Origin of the sequence: Geomonas propionica, from assembly GCF_016458235.1 — a bacterium.
In the GTDB taxonomy this organism is placed as follows: domain Bacteria; phylum Desulfobacterota; class Desulfuromonadia; order Geobacterales; family Geobacteraceae; genus Geomonas; species Geomonas propionica.
In genome coordinates this window covers 83,819-103,288 of sequence record NZ_JAEMHK010000008.1, presented here as the reverse complement: position 1 = coordinate 103,288, position 19,470 = coordinate 83,819, and the positions used below count along the sequence as shown (strand labels likewise).

The 19,470-nt window shown below is 61.9% G+C and carries 13 protein-coding genes; 10 read left to right on the top strand and 3 right to left on the bottom strand.

The genetic code is table 11. The features are described from left to right. Positions 1-3 precede the first annotated feature (3 nt). From JFN90_RS11995 to JFN90_RS11990, 3 genes are read left to right on the top strand one after another with little or no spacing between them, the layout of a single operon-like run. On the top strand, positions 4-3,507 hold the full coding sequence (locus tag JFN90_RS11995) for a PAS domain-containing sensor histidine kinase (protein ID WP_199395352.1): 3,504 nt from the start codon (positions 4-6) through the stop codon (positions 3,505-3,507). A gap of 3 nt (positions 3,508-3,510) precedes the next feature. Beyond that, a complete protein-coding gene (locus JFN90_RS22240) occupies positions 3,511-3,909 on the top strand; it encodes a response regulator (RefSeq protein WP_236018975.1) in 399 nt (132 codons plus the stop codon). A 29-nt stretch (positions 3,910-3,938) separates the two neighbouring features. Beyond that, entirely contained in the window at positions 3,939-5,624 is a 1,686-nt protein-coding gene (locus tag JFN90_RS11990; protein ID WP_236018974.1) for a putative bifunctional diguanylate cyclase/phosphodiesterase, read from the top strand. 2 nt (positions 5,625-5,626) lie between these two features. Here JFN90_RS11990 and JFN90_RS11985 read toward each other — a convergent pair whose 3' ends face one another. Continuing rightward, a complete protein-coding gene (locus JFN90_RS11985; protein WP_328755620.1) occupies positions 5,627-5,932 on the bottom strand; it encodes a hypothetical protein in 306 nt (101 codons plus the stop codon). A 315-nt stretch (positions 5,933-6,247) separates the two neighbouring features. Here JFN90_RS11985 and JFN90_RS11980 point away from each other — a divergent pair, with 315 nt between their 5' ends. The 5 genes from JFN90_RS11980 (at position 6,248) to JFN90_RS11960 (ending at position 14,633) form a co-directional block, all read left to right on the top strand. After that, positions 6,248-8,056: an AMP-dependent synthetase/ligase gene (locus JFN90_RS11980; protein WP_199395351.1), complete on the top strand. Its 1,809-nt coding sequence runs from the start codon at positions 6,248-6,250 to the stop codon at positions 8,054-8,056. A 31-nt stretch (positions 8,057-8,087) separates the two neighbouring features. Further along, positions 8,088-10,457 (top strand): 3-hydroxyacyl-CoA dehydrogenase/enoyl-CoA hydratase family protein, encoded by a 2,370-nt coding sequence (locus JFN90_RS11975; RefSeq protein WP_199395350.1) that lies wholly within the window; start codon positions 8,088-8,090, stop codon positions 10,455-10,457. A gap of 89 nt (positions 10,458-10,546) precedes the next feature. Further along, a complete protein-coding gene (locus tag JFN90_RS11970; RefSeq protein ID WP_199395349.1) occupies positions 10,547-11,719 on the top strand; it encodes a thiolase family protein in 1,173 nt (390 codons plus the stop codon). 37 nt (positions 11,720-11,756) lie between these two features. After that, complete coding sequence (locus JFN90_RS11965; protein ID WP_199395348.1) at positions 11,757-13,535, top strand: acyl-CoA dehydrogenase family protein; 1,779 nt, start codon at positions 11,757-11,759, stop codon at positions 13,533-13,535. Positions 13,536-13,748: 213 nt separating this feature from the next. After that, complete coding sequence (locus JFN90_RS11960) at positions 13,749-14,633, top strand: sensor histidine kinase (RefSeq protein WP_236018973.1); 885 nt, start codon at positions 13,749-13,751, stop codon at positions 14,631-14,633. 15 nt (positions 14,634-14,648) lie between these two features. Here the strand turns inward: JFN90_RS11960 and JFN90_RS11955 are convergent, their stop codons facing one another. Then, positions 14,649-15,353 (bottom strand): GntR family transcriptional regulator, encoded by a 705-nt coding sequence (locus JFN90_RS11955; protein ID WP_199395347.1) that lies wholly within the window; start codon positions 15,351-15,353, stop codon positions 14,649-14,651. A 337-nt stretch (positions 15,354-15,690) separates the two neighbouring features. Then, positions 15,691-18,084 (bottom strand): PAS domain-containing protein, encoded by a 2,394-nt coding sequence (locus JFN90_RS11950; RefSeq protein WP_199395346.1) that lies wholly within the window; start codon positions 18,082-18,084, stop codon positions 15,691-15,693. Positions 18,085-18,353: 269 nt separating this feature from the next. Here JFN90_RS11950 and JFN90_RS11945 point away from each other — a divergent pair, with 269 nt between their 5' ends. Together JFN90_RS11945 and mutM are read left to right on the top strand one after the other, a co-directional pair. Next, positions 18,354-18,539, top strand: a complete 186-nt coding sequence (locus JFN90_RS11945; RefSeq protein ID WP_199395345.1) for a hypothetical protein — start codon at positions 18,354-18,356, stop codon at positions 18,537-18,539. Positions 18,540-18,551: 12 nt separating this feature from the next. After that, positions 18,552-19,382 (top strand): bifunctional DNA-formamidopyrimidine glycosylase/DNA-(apurinic or apyrimidinic site) lyase, encoded by an 831-nt coding sequence (gene mutM, locus JFN90_RS11940; RefSeq protein ID WP_199395344.1) that lies wholly within the window; start codon positions 18,552-18,554, stop codon positions 19,380-19,382. Positions 19,383-19,470: the final 88 nt, after the last annotated feature.

Genomic DNA, 19,470 nt, shown 5'->3' with positions numbered 1-19,470 from the left:
GTCATGACACGAAACACCGGAGCAATACAGGCAGCGGACAAGGAAGACGCCATGTCGTATTTGGCGGCCATAGTCGATTCCTCCAACGACGCCATCCTCAGCAAGACTCCCGACGGTATCATCACCAGTTGGAACCATGCGGCGCAGACCCTCTACGGCTACCTTGCCGAGGAGGTGGTAGGGCACAATATCAAAATGCTGGTGCCCCAGGACCGCCTCGAAGAGCTGCACCAGATTACCGAAAAAGTGCTGCGAGGGGAAAAGATACGCAACCTGGAGACGGTGCGCCTGGCGAAAGGGGGGCGCGAGGTGCAGGTCTCCCTCACCCTTTCCCCTATCTTGGGGCCCAACGGTCTCCTCACCGGGATCTCGATCATCGCACGGGAAAATGCGGAACGGATCCAAAAGGACCGGGTGCTGCTGGAGAGCGAGCGTTACTATCGCGCCCTGGTCGAAATGGCACCGGACGCGGTGCTGGTGCATCGGGACGGCGCCTTTCTCTACGCAAACTGCGCGGCACTCGGTACCTACGGTGCCCGCAGCCTCGCCCAATTGCAGGAGCACACCTTGCTTGACCTGGTGCATCCGGATGACCGTCAGGCCATGCGTCAGAGCATCGACGCGGTCATGATGGGAGAGGAACCTTCGACGCTCGAGTTCAGGCTTTTACGTCTTGACGACGCCGAACTGTTCATGGAGAGCTCCTCCAACCGGATCGACTACCAGGGCATTCCCGCCATCCAGATCATCGCCCGGGATGTGTCGCAGCGCAAAACTGCTGAGGCCGAGCGCGAAGCCATGCTGGAGGAACTCGCCTTTCAGCAGGCGCGCTTCGAAGCGGTGGTCGAGCAACTCCCAGTAGGGGTCGTCATCGCCGAAGCCACTTCAGGTAAGGTGGTCTACCAGAACGAACTGAATCGTGCCATCTTCCGCGACAACGTGGACGAGGTGTCGAGCGCCGCGGAGCACTGCCGCTGGAAGATGTACACCCCTGACGGGGCGCCGCTCCCAGCGCAAAGGTACCCGCTGGTCCGGGCCATCGAGGAGGGCGAGACCGTGCTGGCCGAGGAGTACCAGATCCTGCGCGGCGACGGCACCCGCGGTTTCGTCCAAGTCAACGCGACCCCGTTACGCGACATCTCCGGCAACATCATCTCAGGACTTGCCGCCCTCACCGATATCACCGAAAGCAGAAGCGCCGCCAAGGCGCTCCTGGAGAGCGAAGAGCGGCTCAAACTTGCCCTTGATGCGGCCGAGATGGGATCGTGCGACATGGACACGGCCAGCGGGCAAGGCATCTGGTCCCGGCGCCACTTCCTCGTGCTCGGCTACCCCGCGCCGCAGGAACAAAACGGTCGCGCCACCATCGCCATGTGGCAGGACAGGATCCACCCCGCCGACAAGGACCAGGTCCTGGCCGACCTAGACCGTGCCTGCAAAGAGAACCGCCTTTTCAGTTCGGAGCACCGCGTCTTCAGGGCGGACGCGGAAGCGGTGGTCTGGGTAAACGTCCTGGGTCGTTTCTGGTGCGAGGACACCTCCTGCCGCTTCATAGGGGTCATCTTCGACGTGAGCAGGCGCAGGGCGATCGAGGAGGAGTTGCGCCTGTCGGTGCAGCGCTTCCGCAACCTGGCCGACTCCATGCCGCAGATCGTTTGGACGGCCAACCCCGACGGCAACCTGGACTACCTCAACGCCCACTTTGAGAACTACACCGGCGTGCAGCGCTGCATCCTGGCCCAGACCAAGGGAGACCCCGGCCAACTCATCACCGACTGCATCCATCCCGAGGACCAGGAAGCAACCGCCCAGGCGTGGAGCCATGCCGTCGCCACCGGGGAGATCTACCAGATCGAGCAGCGCATCAAGCACCGGGACGACAGTTACCGCTGGCACCTGACCAGGGCGGTTCCGCAGCTGGACGAGGAGGGGAGGGTGGCCAAGTGGTACGGCACGGCCACCGACATCAACGACCTGCGCGAAACCCAGGAGAAACTGCGCGCCAGCGAGACCAGGTTCCGCTGGCTGTACGAATCGAGCCTGGTGGCGATCTTCTTTTGGAACCGGGACGGGTTCATCACCGACGCCAACGACGCCTACTGCGAGTTGGTCGGCTACAGCGGACTGGAGTGCCGGGGCGGTACCTTGAGCCTGGCCGACGTGACCCCTCCTGAGGAGTACGGCAAGGACCTCGCGGCCATGGATGAAACCATCACCCGCGGCATCAGTAGGCCCTACCAGAAGGTCTTTATCCGGCGCGACAGCAAAGAACCGGTAGCCGCGCTCACCGCCATGGCCCGCATGGCAGACTCGACAGCGGAGGGGATCGGATTCGCGGTTGATCTCACCGACCTGAAAAGGGCCGAGCAGGCGCTCCAGCAGAGCGAAGCACGGCTGAAGCTCGCCGTGGAAGCGACCGGCCTGGGCATCTTCGACGTCAGCCTGCAGACCGGCAAGGGGGACTGGTCATCGATAGCCAAGGAACATTACGGGCTGCATCGGGACACCGATGTGGACCTGGATGCCGTGCTGCGGTTGGTGCATCCCGAGGACCGCGAGCGGCTGGAGCAGATCGTGAAAGATGCCAGGAGCACCAACGGCGCCGGGCTCTACAGCGCCGAGTACCGTGTCGTCGGCCCCGACGGCAAGCCGCGCTGGCTCAGCATGCGCGCACGGGTCTCCTACGACCAGTACGACGTTCCGCTGCGGCTGGTGGGTGCCTGCCTCAACATCACCGACATCGTATTGGCGCAAGAGGCGCTCAGGGAAGAAATGACCGAGCGCGTCCGCGCGGTCGAAGAACTGCGCCGCCAGGAACAGCTGCTGATCAGGCAGGGGCGGCTGGCCGCCATGGGTGAAATGATCGGCAACATCGCCCACCAATGGCGCCAGCCGCTGAACACGTTGGGGCTCATCGTCCAGGAACTCCCCAGCTTCTACGAACAGGGGATGTTCACCCAGCAGTACCTGGAGGAGAGCGTCTCCCGCGCCATGCAGGTCATCAACTACATGTCGCAGACCATCGACGGCTTCCGCAACTTCTTCGGCCCGGAAAAGGAGAAACAGAAATTCCTGGCGGCCGCCGTCCTGGAGCAGACCCTCGCCATCCTGCAGGCCGCCTTCGCCGCAGCAAGGATTACCTTCGACGTGGAGGCCGACCCCAAGGCGGAGATCTTCGGCTCCCCGAACGAGTACTCCCAGGTACTGGTCAACATCCTGATGAATGCCAAGGACGCCCTGCTGGAACGCAAGATCGCTGAGCCCAGGATCCTGGTGCGGCTGCGCCGGCAGGACGGCAAGACGGCGCTCTGCATCGAGGACAACGCGGGCGGCATCCCGGCTGACATCATCGAGAAGGTATTCGATCCTTATTTCACCACCAAGGGGCCCGACAAGGGAACCGGCATCGGTCTGTTCATGTCGAAAACCATCGTCGAAAAGAACATGAAGGGGACGCTCACCGTCAACAACACGGAACTGGGCGCCCGCTTCTGTATTGAGGTGTGACCGATGCAACAGCCCCGACTAAGTTTCAACGACGTCTCCCTGCTCCTCGTCGAAGACGAGATCGAGTCGCGGGAGATGCTCGCCAGGATGCTCTCCCTCAACTACCCCGGGATCAGGATCTACACGGCGGACGACGGCAGGGCGGGCCTGGAACTGTATCGCCAGTACCAGCCGGACCTGGTGGTCACCGATATCAACATGCCGCAGATGAATGGCATCGCCATGGCCCGGGAGATCAAGCAGCTCAACCCGGACGCCACCATCGTGGCGGTCACTGCCCACAGCGAAACCGCCTACCTGATGAACGCCATCGAAATCGGCATGGATCACTACATTTTGAAGCCGGTCAACTACCCGGAACTGTTCCGGGTCCTGGACCGTGTCGGGGAAAAATCACACTGAGGCGACTGGTCGCCCAGCAGGTGGCTGCGTTGCGCGCCTCGGAGCGTCGTTTTTCCACAATTTTTCAGGCGACGCCGGACCTGTTGAGCATCGCGAGTCTTGCCGACGGCAAACTGGTGGAGGTGAACGAGGCGTTCCTCAAGGTGTTGGGGTTCGAGCGCGAGGAGGTCATCGGACGCAGCAACGACGAACTTGGCCTTTGGCTCGATCAGGCACAGCCGGGGGCGCTCCTTTTCGAACTCTCCGAAAAGGGGGCGGTGCGCGACATGGAGGTGCGCATCAGTGCAAAGTCCGGGCAGGAACTGGAGGGGCTGGTGTCGGCGGACTGCATCGAGATGGACGGGACCCCCTTCCTGCTCACCCTGTTCAAGGACATCAGCGAACGCAAGCGGTTGGAACAGGTGATCAAGCACCAGGCGCAGCACGACCCGCTCACCGACCTTCCCAACCGCAAGCTCTTCCTGGACTTCCTCGCCCTGGAGTTGGCCCAGGCGCGCCGCAACCGCAAGAACCTGGCGGTGCTCTTCCTGGATCTGGACCACTTCAAGCAGATCAACGACACGCTGGGGCACGCGGCGGGAGACCTGCTGCTGCAATCGGTGGCGCAAAGGCTCAAAGCGTGCGTGCGCGAGTCCGACACCGTGGCGCGCATAGGGGGGGACGAATTCAACGTGCTCATGCCTGACCTGGCGCAGGCTGACGATGTGGGCACCGTCGTGAGCAAGATCATGGGGGTGTTCCAGGCGCCGTTTCGGCTGGAAGGGATCGAGGTAAAGGTGGGGACGAGCGTCGGCATCAGCATGTTCCCGGCTGACGGCGACAGCAGCGAGGAACTGCTGCAAAAGGCCGACGGGGCCATGTACGCGGCCAAACAGAACCAGGGAAACAGCTACCTGTTCTACAACAGCGAGATCAACGCGCGCACGGTCAATCGCCAGAACCTGGAGCGGCAACTACGCCTGGCCGTCGCCAGGGGGGAACTGGAACTACTCTACCAGCCGCTATTGAGCCTGGACAACGGACGCATCATCGCGGTCGAGGCCCTTTTGCGCTGGCATCATCCGGAACGGGGCCTCCTGCTCCCGGATCAGTTCATCACCGTCGCCGAAGAAAGCGGCGTCATAGTACCCATCGGCGAATGGGTCATCCACCACGCCTGCAACCAGGTGAAGCAGTGGCAGCAAAAAGGCTTCGACCTCTCGCTGGCCGTGAACCTCTCCAACCGCGAGTTCCACCAGCCCCATTTTCTCGAACAGACCCTGGCCGCCCTCTCGCAGACCGGCATCGGACCGGGCACGCTGCAGATCGACATCCCGGAGCGGGCCATCATGGACAACGGCGGGGCGTCGCGGCAGAACATGCTGCGGCTCACCGAGGCGGGGGTGGCGTTCTCGGTGGACGATTTCGGCGTCGGTTCCTCGTCGTTGCAGCGGATCAGGCAGCTTCCCATCGCCAAGCTGAAGATCGACCGCAGCTTCATCAGGGATCTCGCCAACCCTGACAATCTGGACGTGGTAAGCGCGATGATCTGCATGTCGCACAGCTTGAAGCTCAGGGTGAACGCCGTGGGGGTGGAGCGCCCTGAACAACTGGAACTGATGCAGTATTACGGCTGCGACGAGGTGCAAGGGGACCTGATCGGCAGGCCGGTGCCTGCGAGGGAGTTCGAGGGAATGCTGGCCCGGTCGGCGCCCGAGGGGGCGCCACCGCAGTAAACCTAGCGGCCGAAGGCCTTCAGGAAACGGGGAAGGAGCAACGGGTTGTCGCACCTGATCGCGCCGCCGAGGAAATCCATGATCCCCGGCCGGTAGCCGTCGTACCAGATCTTTCTGAACATCTCGGCGCTGGTGATGCATTCGCAATCGACAGGCTCCGGCGTCCCCCCTTTGACCGCACGGTAGTGATCCGCCCCTACCATGATGGTGACGGTATCCTGCTCTAGGTGAAAGAGAAACACGGTGTCACAGTCAAATACTCCTTGGCAGAACGCAGCTTCCATTTCCGATATCATCGTTTCAATCACAGCTAACTCCTTGCATAACAGTGAATTTTCCCGTTTAGTAACATTGAGAATGACAGGCCGAGCTGAATGTGGCAGTTCCGGCAGTCGATTTTTAGCCCCGTAGTCATGCAACTCGGGGCCAAGCGATAATATTGTTCGACCTACAGCGTGTCAAACTATTCCTGCATAACAAGTTTCACCATTTGTGGATTACTGCCAAGGTCTTGTGTTAGTCTTTTTTTCGGCTATGTGTTGGATCTCTCTTGTATTATGCATACCATGTACTATCTTATAAGTACAAAGACATCCTTTTATTCTCTTTGATTGGAGTTTGTTGTGGAAAAGGTGCCTTTTAAATCCATACCAGACCTGCTACGGCACCAGGCAAACCGGCTGGACGCGAAGCTGGCGGTGAAGTACAGAAAGCAGGGCAACTGGGTCACCTTGAGCTACTCCCAGTTGTTCAACCGCGCCCTGATGGTTGCGCGCGGCCTCAGGAAGCTCGGCGTCAAGCCGGGCGATAAAATCGCCATCCTGTCGGAAAATCGCGTCGGCTGGGTCATCGCCGACTTGGGCATCCTCTGCGCCGGTGCGGTCACCGTTCCGGTCTACGCCACCAACACGCCGGAACAGGTGGAATATGCCCTGAACCACAGCGACGCGCGCATCGTCTTCATCTCCGGGAAGTCGCAGTACCGCAAGCTCATCAAGGTCAAGGACGCCATCCCCATGGTGCAACTGGTGGTATCCTTCGAGCGCTTCCTGGGGGAACCCTCGCTGCCACTCACCACGTTCTACCAGCTTTCCGAGATCGACGACCCAATCACCGAGCAGGAGCGTGAAGAACTTTCCGCCGTCATCGACGCCATCGAGCCGGAGTCGCTGATGACCATCATCTACACCTCGGGGACTACGGGTATCCCCAAGGGGGTGATGCTCTCGCACCGAAACATGCTCTACGACGCCTTCGCCACCATCCGCAAGGCAGCCGTGCAGGAAGGGGAGGTGTTCCTGAGCTTTCTGCCGCTAAGCCACGTGTTGGAGCGGTGCACCGGCTACTACCTCCCTATCGCCAGCGGGGCCATGATCGCCTTCGCCGACAGCATAGAGAAGATAGCCGAGAACATGCTGGAGATCCAGCCCACCATCATGGTCTGCGTCCCCAGGCTCTTCGAAAAGATCCACTCGCGCATCTACGAGCACGTGCACCAGCTGTCGTTGTACAAGAGGAAGCTTTTCAGGACCGTGCTCGCCGTCGGGCGCAGGTTCGTGCACGCCAGGTACATCGACAAGAAGGTGCCGCTGTGGCTCTCACTGCAGCACGCCGTCGCCGACCGCCTCGTCTTCAGCAAGCTGCGCCAGCGTTTCGGCAACAACCTCAAGTTCTGCTCCAGCGGGGGCGCTCCCTTGGACCGCGAGATCAACGAGTTCTTCTGGAGCATCGGGGTGCCCATCCTGGAGGGTTACGGGCTCACCGAAACCAGCCCCGTCCTTTGCAACAACACCTTCGACCAACTCCGCTTCGGAAGCGTGGGTACGCCGCTCGAGGGGACCGAGTTCCGCGTGGCGCAAGACGGCGAACTGCTGGTGCGCGGGCCGCAGGTGATGCGGGGATACTACAAGGACGAGGCCGCCACCACCGAGGCCTTCAGCGAAGGCTGGCTTAAGACCGGCGACATCGGGCGCATCGATGCGGGCTTCGTGGTGATCACCGACCGCAAGAAGGACCTCATCGTTACCGCCGGCGGCAAGAACATCGCGCCCCAGCCCATCGAGAGCCTGCTGAAACGTGACAAGTACATCTCCCAGGCCTACGTCTACGGGGACAAGAGGCCCTACCTTACCGCGCTGCTCGTGCCGACCCTGGAGAAGCTCCTGGAATTCGCGCAGGAGAAGAAGATCGTCTATACCGATCTCGAGGACCTAGTGGTGCACGAGCCGGTCCTCGAGCTGTACCGGCAGCGGGTGGAGGCGGTTAACGCCGAACTGGCCCATTACGAGACCATCAAGCATTTCGTGCTGCTGCCGCGCGATTTCACCCTGGAGGCTGGGGAGCTCACCCCGACCCTGAAGGTGAAAAGGCGGGTGATTTCTGAACGTTATAAGGATAAGATAGAGCGGATGTATACTGTCGCGGAGAACTGAGGCCGCGCCAGGAGAGCGCAGGAGGAATGTGATGAGACAGATGAAGAAAGTCGCCGTGTTGGGAGCCGGAGTCATGGGAGCGGCCATCGCCGCGCACCTGGCCAACGCTGGCATAGAGGTCCTGCTGCTCGACATGGTGCCGGAACAGGCCAAGGGGGCGGTCGCGTCGGAAAAAGCGCAGCGCAACCTGATCGCCGACCAGGCGCTGACGGCCCTCGCCAAGAGCAAGCCTGCCGCGCTGTACGCGCCGGAGTACGTCGCCTGGATCGAGACCGGCAACTTCGACGACGACAGCCACCGGCTCAAGGAGTGCGACTGGGTCATCGAGGTGGTGCTGGAAAACCTCGAGGTGAAAAAGCGCCTCTTCCAGGACAAAGTGGTCCCGAACCTCAGCGCAGACGCCATTCTCTCCAGCAACACCAGCGGACTTTCCGTGAACGAACTGGCGCAGGCGCTCCCGGTGGATGTCAGGCGCCGTTTCATGGTGACTCACTTCTTCAACCCGCCGCGTTACATGCGCCTCATGGAGATGGTCCCCTGCAGCGAGACCGACCCGAACCTTTTGCGCAGCATGGCCGCCTTCATGGACAAGCGGCTGGGCAAGGGGGTGGTGTTCGCCAAGGACACCCCCAACTTCATCGCCAACCGCATCGGCACCTATGCCGGCGCCGCCACCTGGCGCCACATGGTGGAGATGGGACTCACCGTCGAGGAGGTCGACGTCGTCACCGGGCAGGCCATGGCCCGTCCCAAGACCGGCACCTTCGCCTTGTGGGACCTGGTCGGAATCGACACGGTGGTGCGGGTCATGGACAACAGCTACCAGCTGCTCACTGACGATGACGAGCGGGAATTGTTCCGGGTCCCGGAAAGCACGCGTCGCATGGTCGCCGAGGGACTGACCGGCAAGAAAGGGAAGGGGGGCTTCTTCAAGCGGGAGAACGTGGACGGCAACAGCGTCAAGTCCTGCTACGACCCCGAGAGCGGCGCCTACCGCGAGTGCGTCGCCCCGAAATTCGCTTCGGTTGGGGCGGCGAAGCAGATCGACGCCCCGGGCCTCCGGGTCAAGACCCTTCTTGCCGGCACCGACAAAGCGGCCGATTTCGCCTGGAGGACGCTACGCGACACCTTGATCTACACGGCAAAGCGCCTCACCGAGATCGCGGATGATGTGGTCAACGTCGACAACGCCATGAAGTGGGGGTACAACTGGGACCTCGGCCCGTTCGAGCTCTTGGACGCCCTGGGCGTCGCCTCCTTCGTGGCGCGTGCCGACCGGGACGGCGTGGCGCTTCCGCAGTGGCTGCGCGAGGTGGAGAGCTTCTACCGCGTGGAGCAGGGGAAACGCTTTTTCTACAGCATCGCGGACCGAAAATACCGCGAGGTGCCGACCACCCGCGGCCAGATCTCCCTCACCCTGCTGAAGAGCGCTGGTGGAGTGGCGGAACAAAACTCCGCTGCCTCGCTCATCGACATAGGCGACGGCATCTTCTGCCTCGAGTTCCACTCCAAAATGAACACCATCGGCGGCGACACCCTGGCCATGATCCAGAAGGGGCTGCGCCGCAGCGAATCCGACGGCCTCGGCATGGTGATCGCCAACGAGGGGAGCCTTTTCTCCGCCGGGGCAAACCTGATGCTGATCGCCATGGCCTGCGCCGAAGGCGCCTGGGACGACCTGAACCTCACCGTGAAATCGTTCCAGCGCGCCATGATGGCGATCAAGTACTCCGGCATCCCGGTGGTCGCCGCCCCCCACAGCCTGGTGATGGGAGGAGGGTGCGAGACCTGCTTGCATGCCGACGCCATCAACGCCCACGCCGAGACCTACATGGGGCTCGTCGAGATCGGAGTGGGATTGATCCCGGCCGGCGGCGGCACCAAGGAAATGGCCTTGCGGGCCATCCGGCTGGCCGAGGCCAACGGCGCCGACGTTACGCCGTTTCTCTTGAAGAACTACCAGAACATCGCCATGGCCAAGATGAGCAGCTCCGCCACGGAATTGATGTACATGGGGCTCATGCGCCCCGGCGACGGCATTACCCTAGCCCTGGACCGTCGCATCTACGACGCCAAGCTGAAGGCGATATCCCTTGCCGCGAACTACCGTCCCGGCAGGCCTGAGGCGGCGGTAAAGGCGCCGGGACGCGGCATCGCCGCCAGCATCAAGACCCAGTTGTGGAACCTCGAGCAGGGTGGCTTCATCTCCGCCTATGATCACTACCTCGCCGCAGGCATAGCCGACGTCATCACCGGCGGGGACGTCCCGGCGGGGACCATCATCAGCGAAGAATACCTGCTGGACCTGGAGCGGGAAACCTTCCTCAAGTTCTGCGGCCAGAAGAAGACCCAGGAGCGCATCCAGCACATGCTGAAGAAAGGGAAGCCGCTCAGGAACTAATTTCCTACTCCCTCCCCAGGAGGGGGAGGGTCGGGGAGGGGGAACGAAGCTCCTCCCAAGTTCAACCGAACAGCAAAAGGAGCAACGCCATGCGAGCAGCATATATCGTTGAAGCGGTACGCACGCCGGCCACCAAGGCCTACAAAGGGAAACTGAGGGATGTCCGTCCTGACGACCTGGCCGCCACCGCCATCAAAGGGCTGGTCGAGCGGACCGGCCTGGACCCGGCGCTGGTCGAGGACATCATCATCGGCTGCGCCTTCCCGGAAGGGGAGCAGGGGATGAACGTGGCGCGCATCGCGGCCTTCAAGGCCGGCATTCCATATCAGGTCCCCTGCCAGACCGTGAACCGGTTCTGCTCATCGGGACTGCAGACCATTGCCTCGGCCGCGGACCGCATCATGGCGGGGTTTGCCGACTGCATCATCGCCGGGGGGACGGAAAGCATGTCCATGATTCCCATGGGTGGCAACAAGTACAGCGCCAACCCGGGGCTGGTCGGATCCTGGCCGGAAACCTACGCCTCGATGGGGATCACGGCGGAGCGGCTGGTGCAGAAATATGCCATCTCCCGCGAGGACCAGGACGCCTTCGCACTGGCGAGCCACCAGAAGGCGGCCCGCGCCCTGGCCGAGAGGACTTTTGCAGAGGAAACGGTCGCTGTGCCGGCGCGGCACTGCGCGCTGCAAAAGGGGAAGATGCAGTGCCAGGAGGAAATGGTCGATGCCGACGACGGCGTGCGCGGCGACACCACCCTGGAGGCCCTGGCGAGGCTCAAGCCGGCCTTCAAGGTCGACGGCACCGTTACCGCGGGCAACTCATCGCAGATGACCGACGGCGCCGCAGCGGCGCTGGTGGTCTCGGAGGAGTTCCTGAAGCGGACCGGAATGAAGCCGTTGGCGCGCTTCGTCTCTTTCGCCGTGAAGGGGGTTCCGCCGGAGATCATGGGCATCGGGCCGGTGGAGGCCGTCCCCGCGGCGCTGAAGATGGCGGGGCTCGCCCAGGACCAGATCGAACTGGTCGAATTCAACGAGGCCTTCGCCGTGCAGACGCTCGCCTGCCTGGGGGAACTGGGGCTCGACCCGGCGCGGGTTAACGTGAACGGCGGCGCCATCGCGCTCGGGCACCCGCTGGGATGCACCGGGACCAAGCTTGCCGCGAGCCTGTTGCACGAGATGAGGCGCCGCGGGACGCGCTACGGCATGGTCACCATGTGCATCGGCGGCGGCATGGGCGCGGCGGGCATTTTCGAGCTGGTCTGAACCGGGCACGTCCCACTACAAACTTAAGAGGTGTGTCATGGCAGCAAGGATATTCAAAGGAGCGGAGTTCCTGATCACTGAGACCGGCAAGGACGAGGTGTTCGTCCCGGAGGATTTCAGCGACGAGCAGCGCCAGATCGGTGCCACCACCGAGCAGTTCGTGGCCAATGAGGTGATTCCGGCGCGCGAGGAGATCGAGCACCAGAATTTCGACAAGGTGGTGCAACTGCTGCGGCGCTGCGGCGAACTGGGGCTGTTGATGATCGACGTCCCGGAAGAGTACGGCGGCCTGGAACTGGACAAGGCGACCAGCATGCTTGCGGCGGAAAAGATCTCCGGCTCGGGGTCCTTCTCGGTCGCCTACGCCGCCCACAGCGGCATCGGCACGCTGCCGCTGGTCTATTACGGCACCGAGGAGCAGAAGGCACGCTACCTGGAAAAGCTGACCAGCGGCGAGTGGGTCGCGGCCTACTGCCTTACCGAGCCCGACTCCGGCAGCGACGCTCTCGGCGCCAAGGCGAGCGCCACCCTCTCTGCCGACGGGAGCCATTACCTGCTTAACGGCACCAAACAGTTCACCACCAACGGCTCCATTGCCAACCTCTACACCGTCTTCGCCAAGGTGGACCGCGAGCATTTCACCGCGTTCCTGGTGGAGCGGACCATGGAAGGGGTGAGCATCGGGCCGGAGGAGAAGAAGCTGGGCATTAAGGGCTCCTCGACCACCCAGGTGATCCTGGACAACGTCAAGGTGCCGGTGGCGAACGTGCTGGGGGAAATCGGCAAGGGGCACAAGATCGCTTTCAACGTGCTCAACATCGGCCGCTTCAAGCTTGGGGCGGCGGTCACCGGCTCCGCCAAGTTCGCCCTCGCCGACGGGGTGAAGTACGCCGTGCTGAGAAAGCAGTTCGGCCGCCCTATCGCATCCTTCGGCGCCATCCAGGAGAAGCTGGCGGACATGGCCGCCGAAATCTTCGCCTCCGAATCCCTCGTCTACCGCCTCGCCGGGCTCATCGACGACCGGCTGGCCACGATCCCGAAGGAGACCCCCAACTACTACGACGCATACCAGAAAGGGATTGAGGAATACGCGATGGAGTGCGCTATCGCCAAGGTATTCTGCTCGGAGATGCTCGCGTTCGTTGCGGACCAGGTGGTCCAGATTCACGGCGGCTACGGCTTCATCCAGGAGTACCCTGCCGAGCGCTACTACCGCGACGAGCGCATCAACCGCATCTTCGAGGGGACCAACGAGATCAACCGGCTGCTCATCCCGGGTACCCTGCTCACCCGGGCCCTGAAAGGAGAAATCCCCCTGCAGCGCGAGGCTATGAAGGCGCTGGACGCCCTCACCACCCCCTCCTTCGACGAATCCGACGACAGCGCCCCGTTCGCAGCGGAAAAAGCACTCCTGTCGGGTCTCAAGCAGTTGTTCCTGGTAGTGGCGGGCTCAGCGGCGCAGAAATACCAGGCGGCGATCAAGGACGAGCAGGAGGTGCTCATGGCGCTGGCCGACGTGGTGATCAACATCTTCGCGATGGAAAGCGCCGTGCTGCGCGCCGAGAAGATCCTGCCGCGCCTGAGTGAGGCGAAGGGGAGGGCGGTTACGGCGGCGGTCAGGACCTTCTGCTTCGGCGCCAACGAGAAGACTGCGAGCGCCGCCCGCAAGGCCGCCTTCTACAGCGAGGAAGGCGACACCCTGGCGGTCCTTCTGGGGGCGGTCCGGCGTTTCACGCGCTACCAGGCGGCGGGACTGCTGCAGGACAAACGGGCCCTGGCCCAGGCGGTGATCGAGGCTGAGAAGTATCCTTTCTGACCACGGCGACCATGGCATTGCCTCGGGCCGGTTCCTCACTGCGGGACCGGCCCGTTCCTTTCACAGTCACTGCGTGGTTCACACCAGCTGTCATAGGTGTCGCTGAGAGCGAAAAATGGTATCTTATTATGTGGTGTAATGCTGCATCTTGTGACAAAATGGATTTTAAGAGAGTTCTAAGCGTGGCTATGCCAGAAGCAGCGGGAGGAACACATGGAAGTGCCAAGCGAGGGAGGCATCCTGAAAAGTCCTGGCGACGGCGCGGGCATGACCGGACAGCGCAAAGATTTCGCAGCCGAGCGGCAGGACGGGGTCGCGGGTCCGGCCAGGTCCGCTGGCGACTGCGAAACAAGGCTCGCGCAGGCACAGCAGGAGCTTCGACGGGCCAATGAGGACCTCGCCCGGCAAAAGGCCAACGCGGAGAACCTGGGAAGGGAATTGGAAACCTTCAGCTATGCGGTGTCCCACGATCTGCGTGCCCCGCTTCGCCACCTGATCGGCTTCAGCACCGCACTCCTCGAGGATTACGGAGAGGGGTTGGAACCTACCGCGCATAGCTACCTGGACTGTATCGTGCGTGCGGGGCGCAAGATGGAGGGACTGGTGGACGCGCTGCTCGCGCTGTCGCGGATCGGACGCCAGGACATGACCCCGCTCAACATCGACCTGAGCCAGATGGCGAACAGCTACGTGGCCTGTGTCAGGGAAGGGGACCCGGGCAGAAAGGTGACCTTCAAGGTGCCGCAGCGGCTTCCCGCGCACGCGGACGCGGTCCTGATGCGGACCGCGCTGGAACATCTTCTGGAGAACGCCTGGAAGTTCACCGCGAAGAAGGAATCCGCCACCATTGAAATCGGCAGCCGGATGGACGGGGATGAAGTGGTTTATTTCGTCCGGGACGACGGCGCCGGCTTCGATATGCGCTTTGCCGACCGGCTTTTCGGGCCGTTCCAGCGCATGCACCGTGAGGAGGAGTTTCCAGGACTGGGCATCGGTCTCGCTATCGTGCAGCGCATCATCAACCGGCACGGCGGCAGGATCTGGGCTGAGGCGGAGGTGAATGGGGGAGCGACTTTCTACTTTACCCTGGCCAATTGACGCGCCCGCCGCAGGTTACGCCGGGGCAGGGCACTCAGGGGAGAGCGATCCGAAGTACATTTTGAAATCGTTCAGCCTTATCAGCATGGCCGCGCGGGTGATGTTCTCGGCCAACAGGGCGTTGCCGGCGTTGGCGGCAGCAAGCATCTCGCGGTAGTAGTCACGCAGTTGCAAGCGATGCTTATCTTTGGAAAAAAGCCCGGACCTCAATTTGGAGTAGACGCTGGAAAAACTGTTCAGCATCAGGGGATAGATGCGGTTGCCGGACATGACGGCCATGGCCAGATGCAGTTCCCAGTCGAAATTGACCAAGGCGGAGGAGCAGTTGCGTAGTTTCTCAGCCTTGCGCAGTACAGCGGCCAACCCTGCCGCATCGTTTTCGACCGCGCGACGGGCGTAATCGGGCGCAAACTGGACTCTGAGCTCCAGCAGGTGGGTGGCCAGCTCGTAAGGAAACGGGTCGCTGTTCCTGGTGATGGAGGAGAGGATCTCAAGGTCGCCCTGGGACCAGAAATCCTTCACGATGGTGACGTGGCGCTGCTGCACCGAGATCCATCCCGCGTTCTGGAGCTTCAGCAGCGCCTCCCGCACCGTTGTCCTGCTGACCGCGAAACGCTCCGCGAGGTCCCGTTCGCTCAGCAGCGGACTCCCCGGCTTGAACTCCCCCTTCAACATCCCGTCCACCAAAGCCTTTTCCACCATCTGGCAGGTTTTCCTCATAGGCGCCTCACTTTTATAGACGGCAGGCAGACTCGCATACCTTTGCTCCGCCGCGTAGACCGGTACGGTCAGTCGCAGTTTCGTCATTATTTAAAACATAGTTTTGTATAAATAACAATTCCTTTTTTCGCCTCAGCCCTGCGATCCCCCATAGTTTTCTGATGGGTTAGCGTATTCCAGAATTGTTGCATGGGTTCTGGCGCTGTGCATTCACCGGATACTTCGGCGCTGCTATGGCTTTGCGGCAGACAATGTTTTAAGATTGGAAAAAGGAAGGGGAACGGCGTGCAGAATGGCGAGATCCCCACGTCAGTGGGCAGCGCGTGTGGCGAGGGTCTCAGCGGGAGGCGGGATCGGCCTTGCGGGGGTGTGAGAGGGTGAAGTAGAAGGTCGCCCCTTCGTGCTCTTTTCCTTCGGCCCAGATGCTCCCCCCGTGGCGCTCGATGATGCGGCGCACCGTGGCGAGGCCGATGCCGGTCCCTTCGAACTCGGAACCGTGCAGGCGCTGGAAGGGTTGGAACAGCTTCTCGATGTAGGCCATGTCGAAGCCGACCCCGTTATCCCTGACGAAGAAGGCATGCCGCCCGGCGACGAGGGTCTGGCCGAACTCGATACGCGGGGACATGTTGCGGGAGGAGTATTTGACGGAATTGCCCAGGAGGTTTTGCAACACCAGCCGCACCAGGGCGCTGTCGCCGTAGGCGCTGATCCCCGACTGAACCACGAACTCCGGCGCATTTTCGGACTCCTCGCTGAGCATCTCGACCACGTCGGCGGCCAACTGGCTGATGTTGAAGGTGTTTTTTTTCATAATGGTGCGCCCGACCCGGGTCAGGGCGAGCAGGTCGTCGATCTGCTTCCCCATCCTGTTGCTGGCGGTACAGATACGCTCCAGGTAGTAACGCGCCTCCTCCGGCAGGGACTCGCCGTGCTCCTCCACCAGGATGGCACTGTAGCTGTTGATGTGCCTAAGCGGCGCGCGCAGGTCGTGGGAAACCGAGTAACTGAAAGATTCTATCTCTTTCTTCGCGGCAACCAGTTGCGAGGTTCTCTCGATGACCCGGCGGTCCAGTTCGTCGTTGAGGTTGCGGATCGCTTCCTCGGCGGCCTTTCTCTCGGTGATGTCCTTGATGGTACCGATCATGCGCGCCTGCTTGCAAGCGGCGTCCCAGGTCAGCTCACAGCACTCGGTCACCCAGCGCTCCTCGCCGTCGTTATGTCTTCTGATCTTGTATTCGTGTTCGAAGGGGCGGTTGTTGTTGATCGCGGCCCGGTAGCTGTCGATGAACTGGTCCCGGAAGTCCTCGTGCACGATGTCGAAGTGTCCCTGCATGGTCTTCGGATAGGCGGCGCCGACCCCGAGGATCTCCTCGAGCTTGCTGGAACAGACCCAGTGGTCATGGGCGATGTCGAGGACGTAGCTCCCCAGTTGGGCGATTCTCTGGGTTTCCCGCAGCAGGCGGTCGTTGTCGGCCATCACCTGCTCGCGCGTCTTCTGCTCGGTCACGTCTTCGAGCGTCACCACGGTACCGCTCACAGTGCTGGCGGGGTCCAGGAAGGGGGCGGTACTGATGGAGAGCACCGCGCGGCCGCCGTCGGCACGGTTAAAAACGAAGGTGGACTGTAGCAGGCACCGTCCCTGCTCCAGGACCTGCCCCAGGGAAAGCTCGGCATCGCTGGAAGATTCCGATTCAACGGAGAAGATGGTGTCGATGACCGGGGGCTCCCGGTGCGCCATCTGCAGCTTGGTCAGGCCCAGGATCCGCTCGGCCTTGGGGTTGACGAAGGTGATGTTGCCGTCGGACTCAATGAACATGATTCCCACCGGACTGGTCGCGGTGATCAGGTTCAGCAGGCCGTGCTCCATCTGCAGCAGGTGCTCCATGAGTTTGGCTTGGTTTATGTCCAGCAGGGTCCCCGCCAGGCGGCAGGCCTTGCCGCTTGCATCGCGCTCGGCTGCTTTGCCGGTGCAGCGAAACCAATGCCATTTCCCCTCGTTGGTCTTCAGGCGAAACTCGAGCTCGAATTTCTCGATCCCGCCACTGATGCAGTTTTCCAACACCCGGCGCGCAGTGTCGAGGTACTGCGGATGGATGATGTTGGTCCAATCCTCCAGACGCACCTGCATCTGCCCACTGCTGTAACCAAGCATGTGGTAGCAAAAGGGGCTGAAGTAGCAGTCGTTTGCCGCGACGTTGAAGTCCCAGATCCCCAGTTCCGCTGCCTCCAGTGCGACGCGATGGCGGTCCTCGCTGAGCGCGAGTTCCTGGTGTGCCTGGTACTGCGCGGTAATTTCCATGGTGCAGACTTGGTAGCCACTCAGGGAACCATCTGCGCCACGCAACGGTGCCACCACCGCCTGCAGTCGGCACACGGCGCCATCGGCGAAACGGTACTGGAACTGCTGGTGCCACTGCTGTCCGGCCGCCATGGCACACTGGAAGGATGCAGCCAGAGCCTTGCGCTCCTGCGGGTTGAGGTACCTCACCCGTTGGGTGCCGGCTTCACCGGGGTCCGCCGAGCAGAAGGAAGCCGAAACCAGGGGGTAACCGTCGGGATCGGTCTGGTAAACACCCAGGGGAGCAGATCGAAACATGTTGCGCAACAACTGCTCGTAGGCAAGGGGAGGCAATACCGGTTCGGATACCCCGAGAGCGCCGCCGCCGATGCAGGTGCGGGTAGCGCTGTCGTTGTGATGGGTAACCTGGTTTGCCTGCGACAATAGATTCATACGCTCCCCCTTGGACAATCTCTTGACCAAGCGCATAACCAACCTCCCCGGTGCTCATCTTCTGTCTCAGGCTGACCGCCAGGACAGACACAGGGATAGTTTTTTCTAATATAAACACAATATCAAAAATAGCAACTACAAATTATAGAAAAATAATGTCGCTAGGCGTATGGCAATGTCAGTCACCGTGACAATGCGCGACCTAGGAGTTGACTGCCGCAGGGGCTTTGCAGTAGTAATGAGGGATACATCAAACAAAGGGGGATCATATGGAAGCCACCGATACCTGTCACTGCGGTGCGAAACACACCGGACACATCTGCATGCTCAAAAGTGGGGGGCGTCTGGAAGATGTCGCTCATCTCACCAACCACCCAACGGTGGTCTGCTTCACCTGCGGCGCGGAGGCCAACTCCGAAGACAACGTCTGTAGCCCTATGCCCCTGGACAAGTAGCCGGAAACGACCATGCCTGAGTTACCCGAAGTCGAAGTCACCCGCCTGGGGATACAGGACCACCTGACCGGTGCGCGCATCGCGTCGGTCGATCTGCGCATTCCCAAACTGCGCAACATGGTCCCGGAGGGGCTCTCCGATCTTCTCATCGGTCAGACCATCCGTTGTGTCGAGCGCCGCGGCAAGTACCTGATCCTCACCTGCGCTGCGGGTTCGCTGCTGTTGCACCTTGGCATGACCGGCCATCTACGCCTGGTGCCAGCCTCGATCGCGCCGGGTCCGCACGATCATTTTGACCTGCGGCTCGACTCCGGACTCGTGCTCCGCTTGAACGACCCGCGCCGGTTCGGCTCGATCCACTTTACGGGAACCGACCCGATGCAGCACCAGTTGCTCAAGAAGATCGGGCCGGAACCGCTTACCGACGCCTTCGGGGCGGACTACCTGGACCGGCTGAGCCGTGGCAGGAAGGTAGCCCTGCAGCGCTTCCTGATGGACAGCGCGGTCGTGGCGGGCATCGGTAACATCTACGCCGCCGAAAGCCTTTTCCGCTGTCGGGTGCACCCGGACACCCCGGCGGGCGAATTGAGTCGGGCCGACTGCGTCGCCCTGGTCGCCGCCATCAAGGAAACCCTCTCCGCTTCCATCGCGGCGGGGCGCGCCACCATGGATTTCCGGAAAGCCGAGGATAAGCTCGCCTATTTCCCGCAGCAGCTCTACGTCTACGGCAGGGAAGGGCTTCCCTGCCGCCAGTGCGCTACCGCAATCCGGAGGGGAAGGCTCGGCAACCGATCCACCTTCTACTGTCCGCAGTGCCAGCCGGAACCGTTGCCATCATCATGAGCAACGCTCCCGTGTCTCGTTGCAGTTATGACAATGCCTGCTAAACTGCCGCAGACACAGACCTGCCACATCACACCAGCTTCAGGAG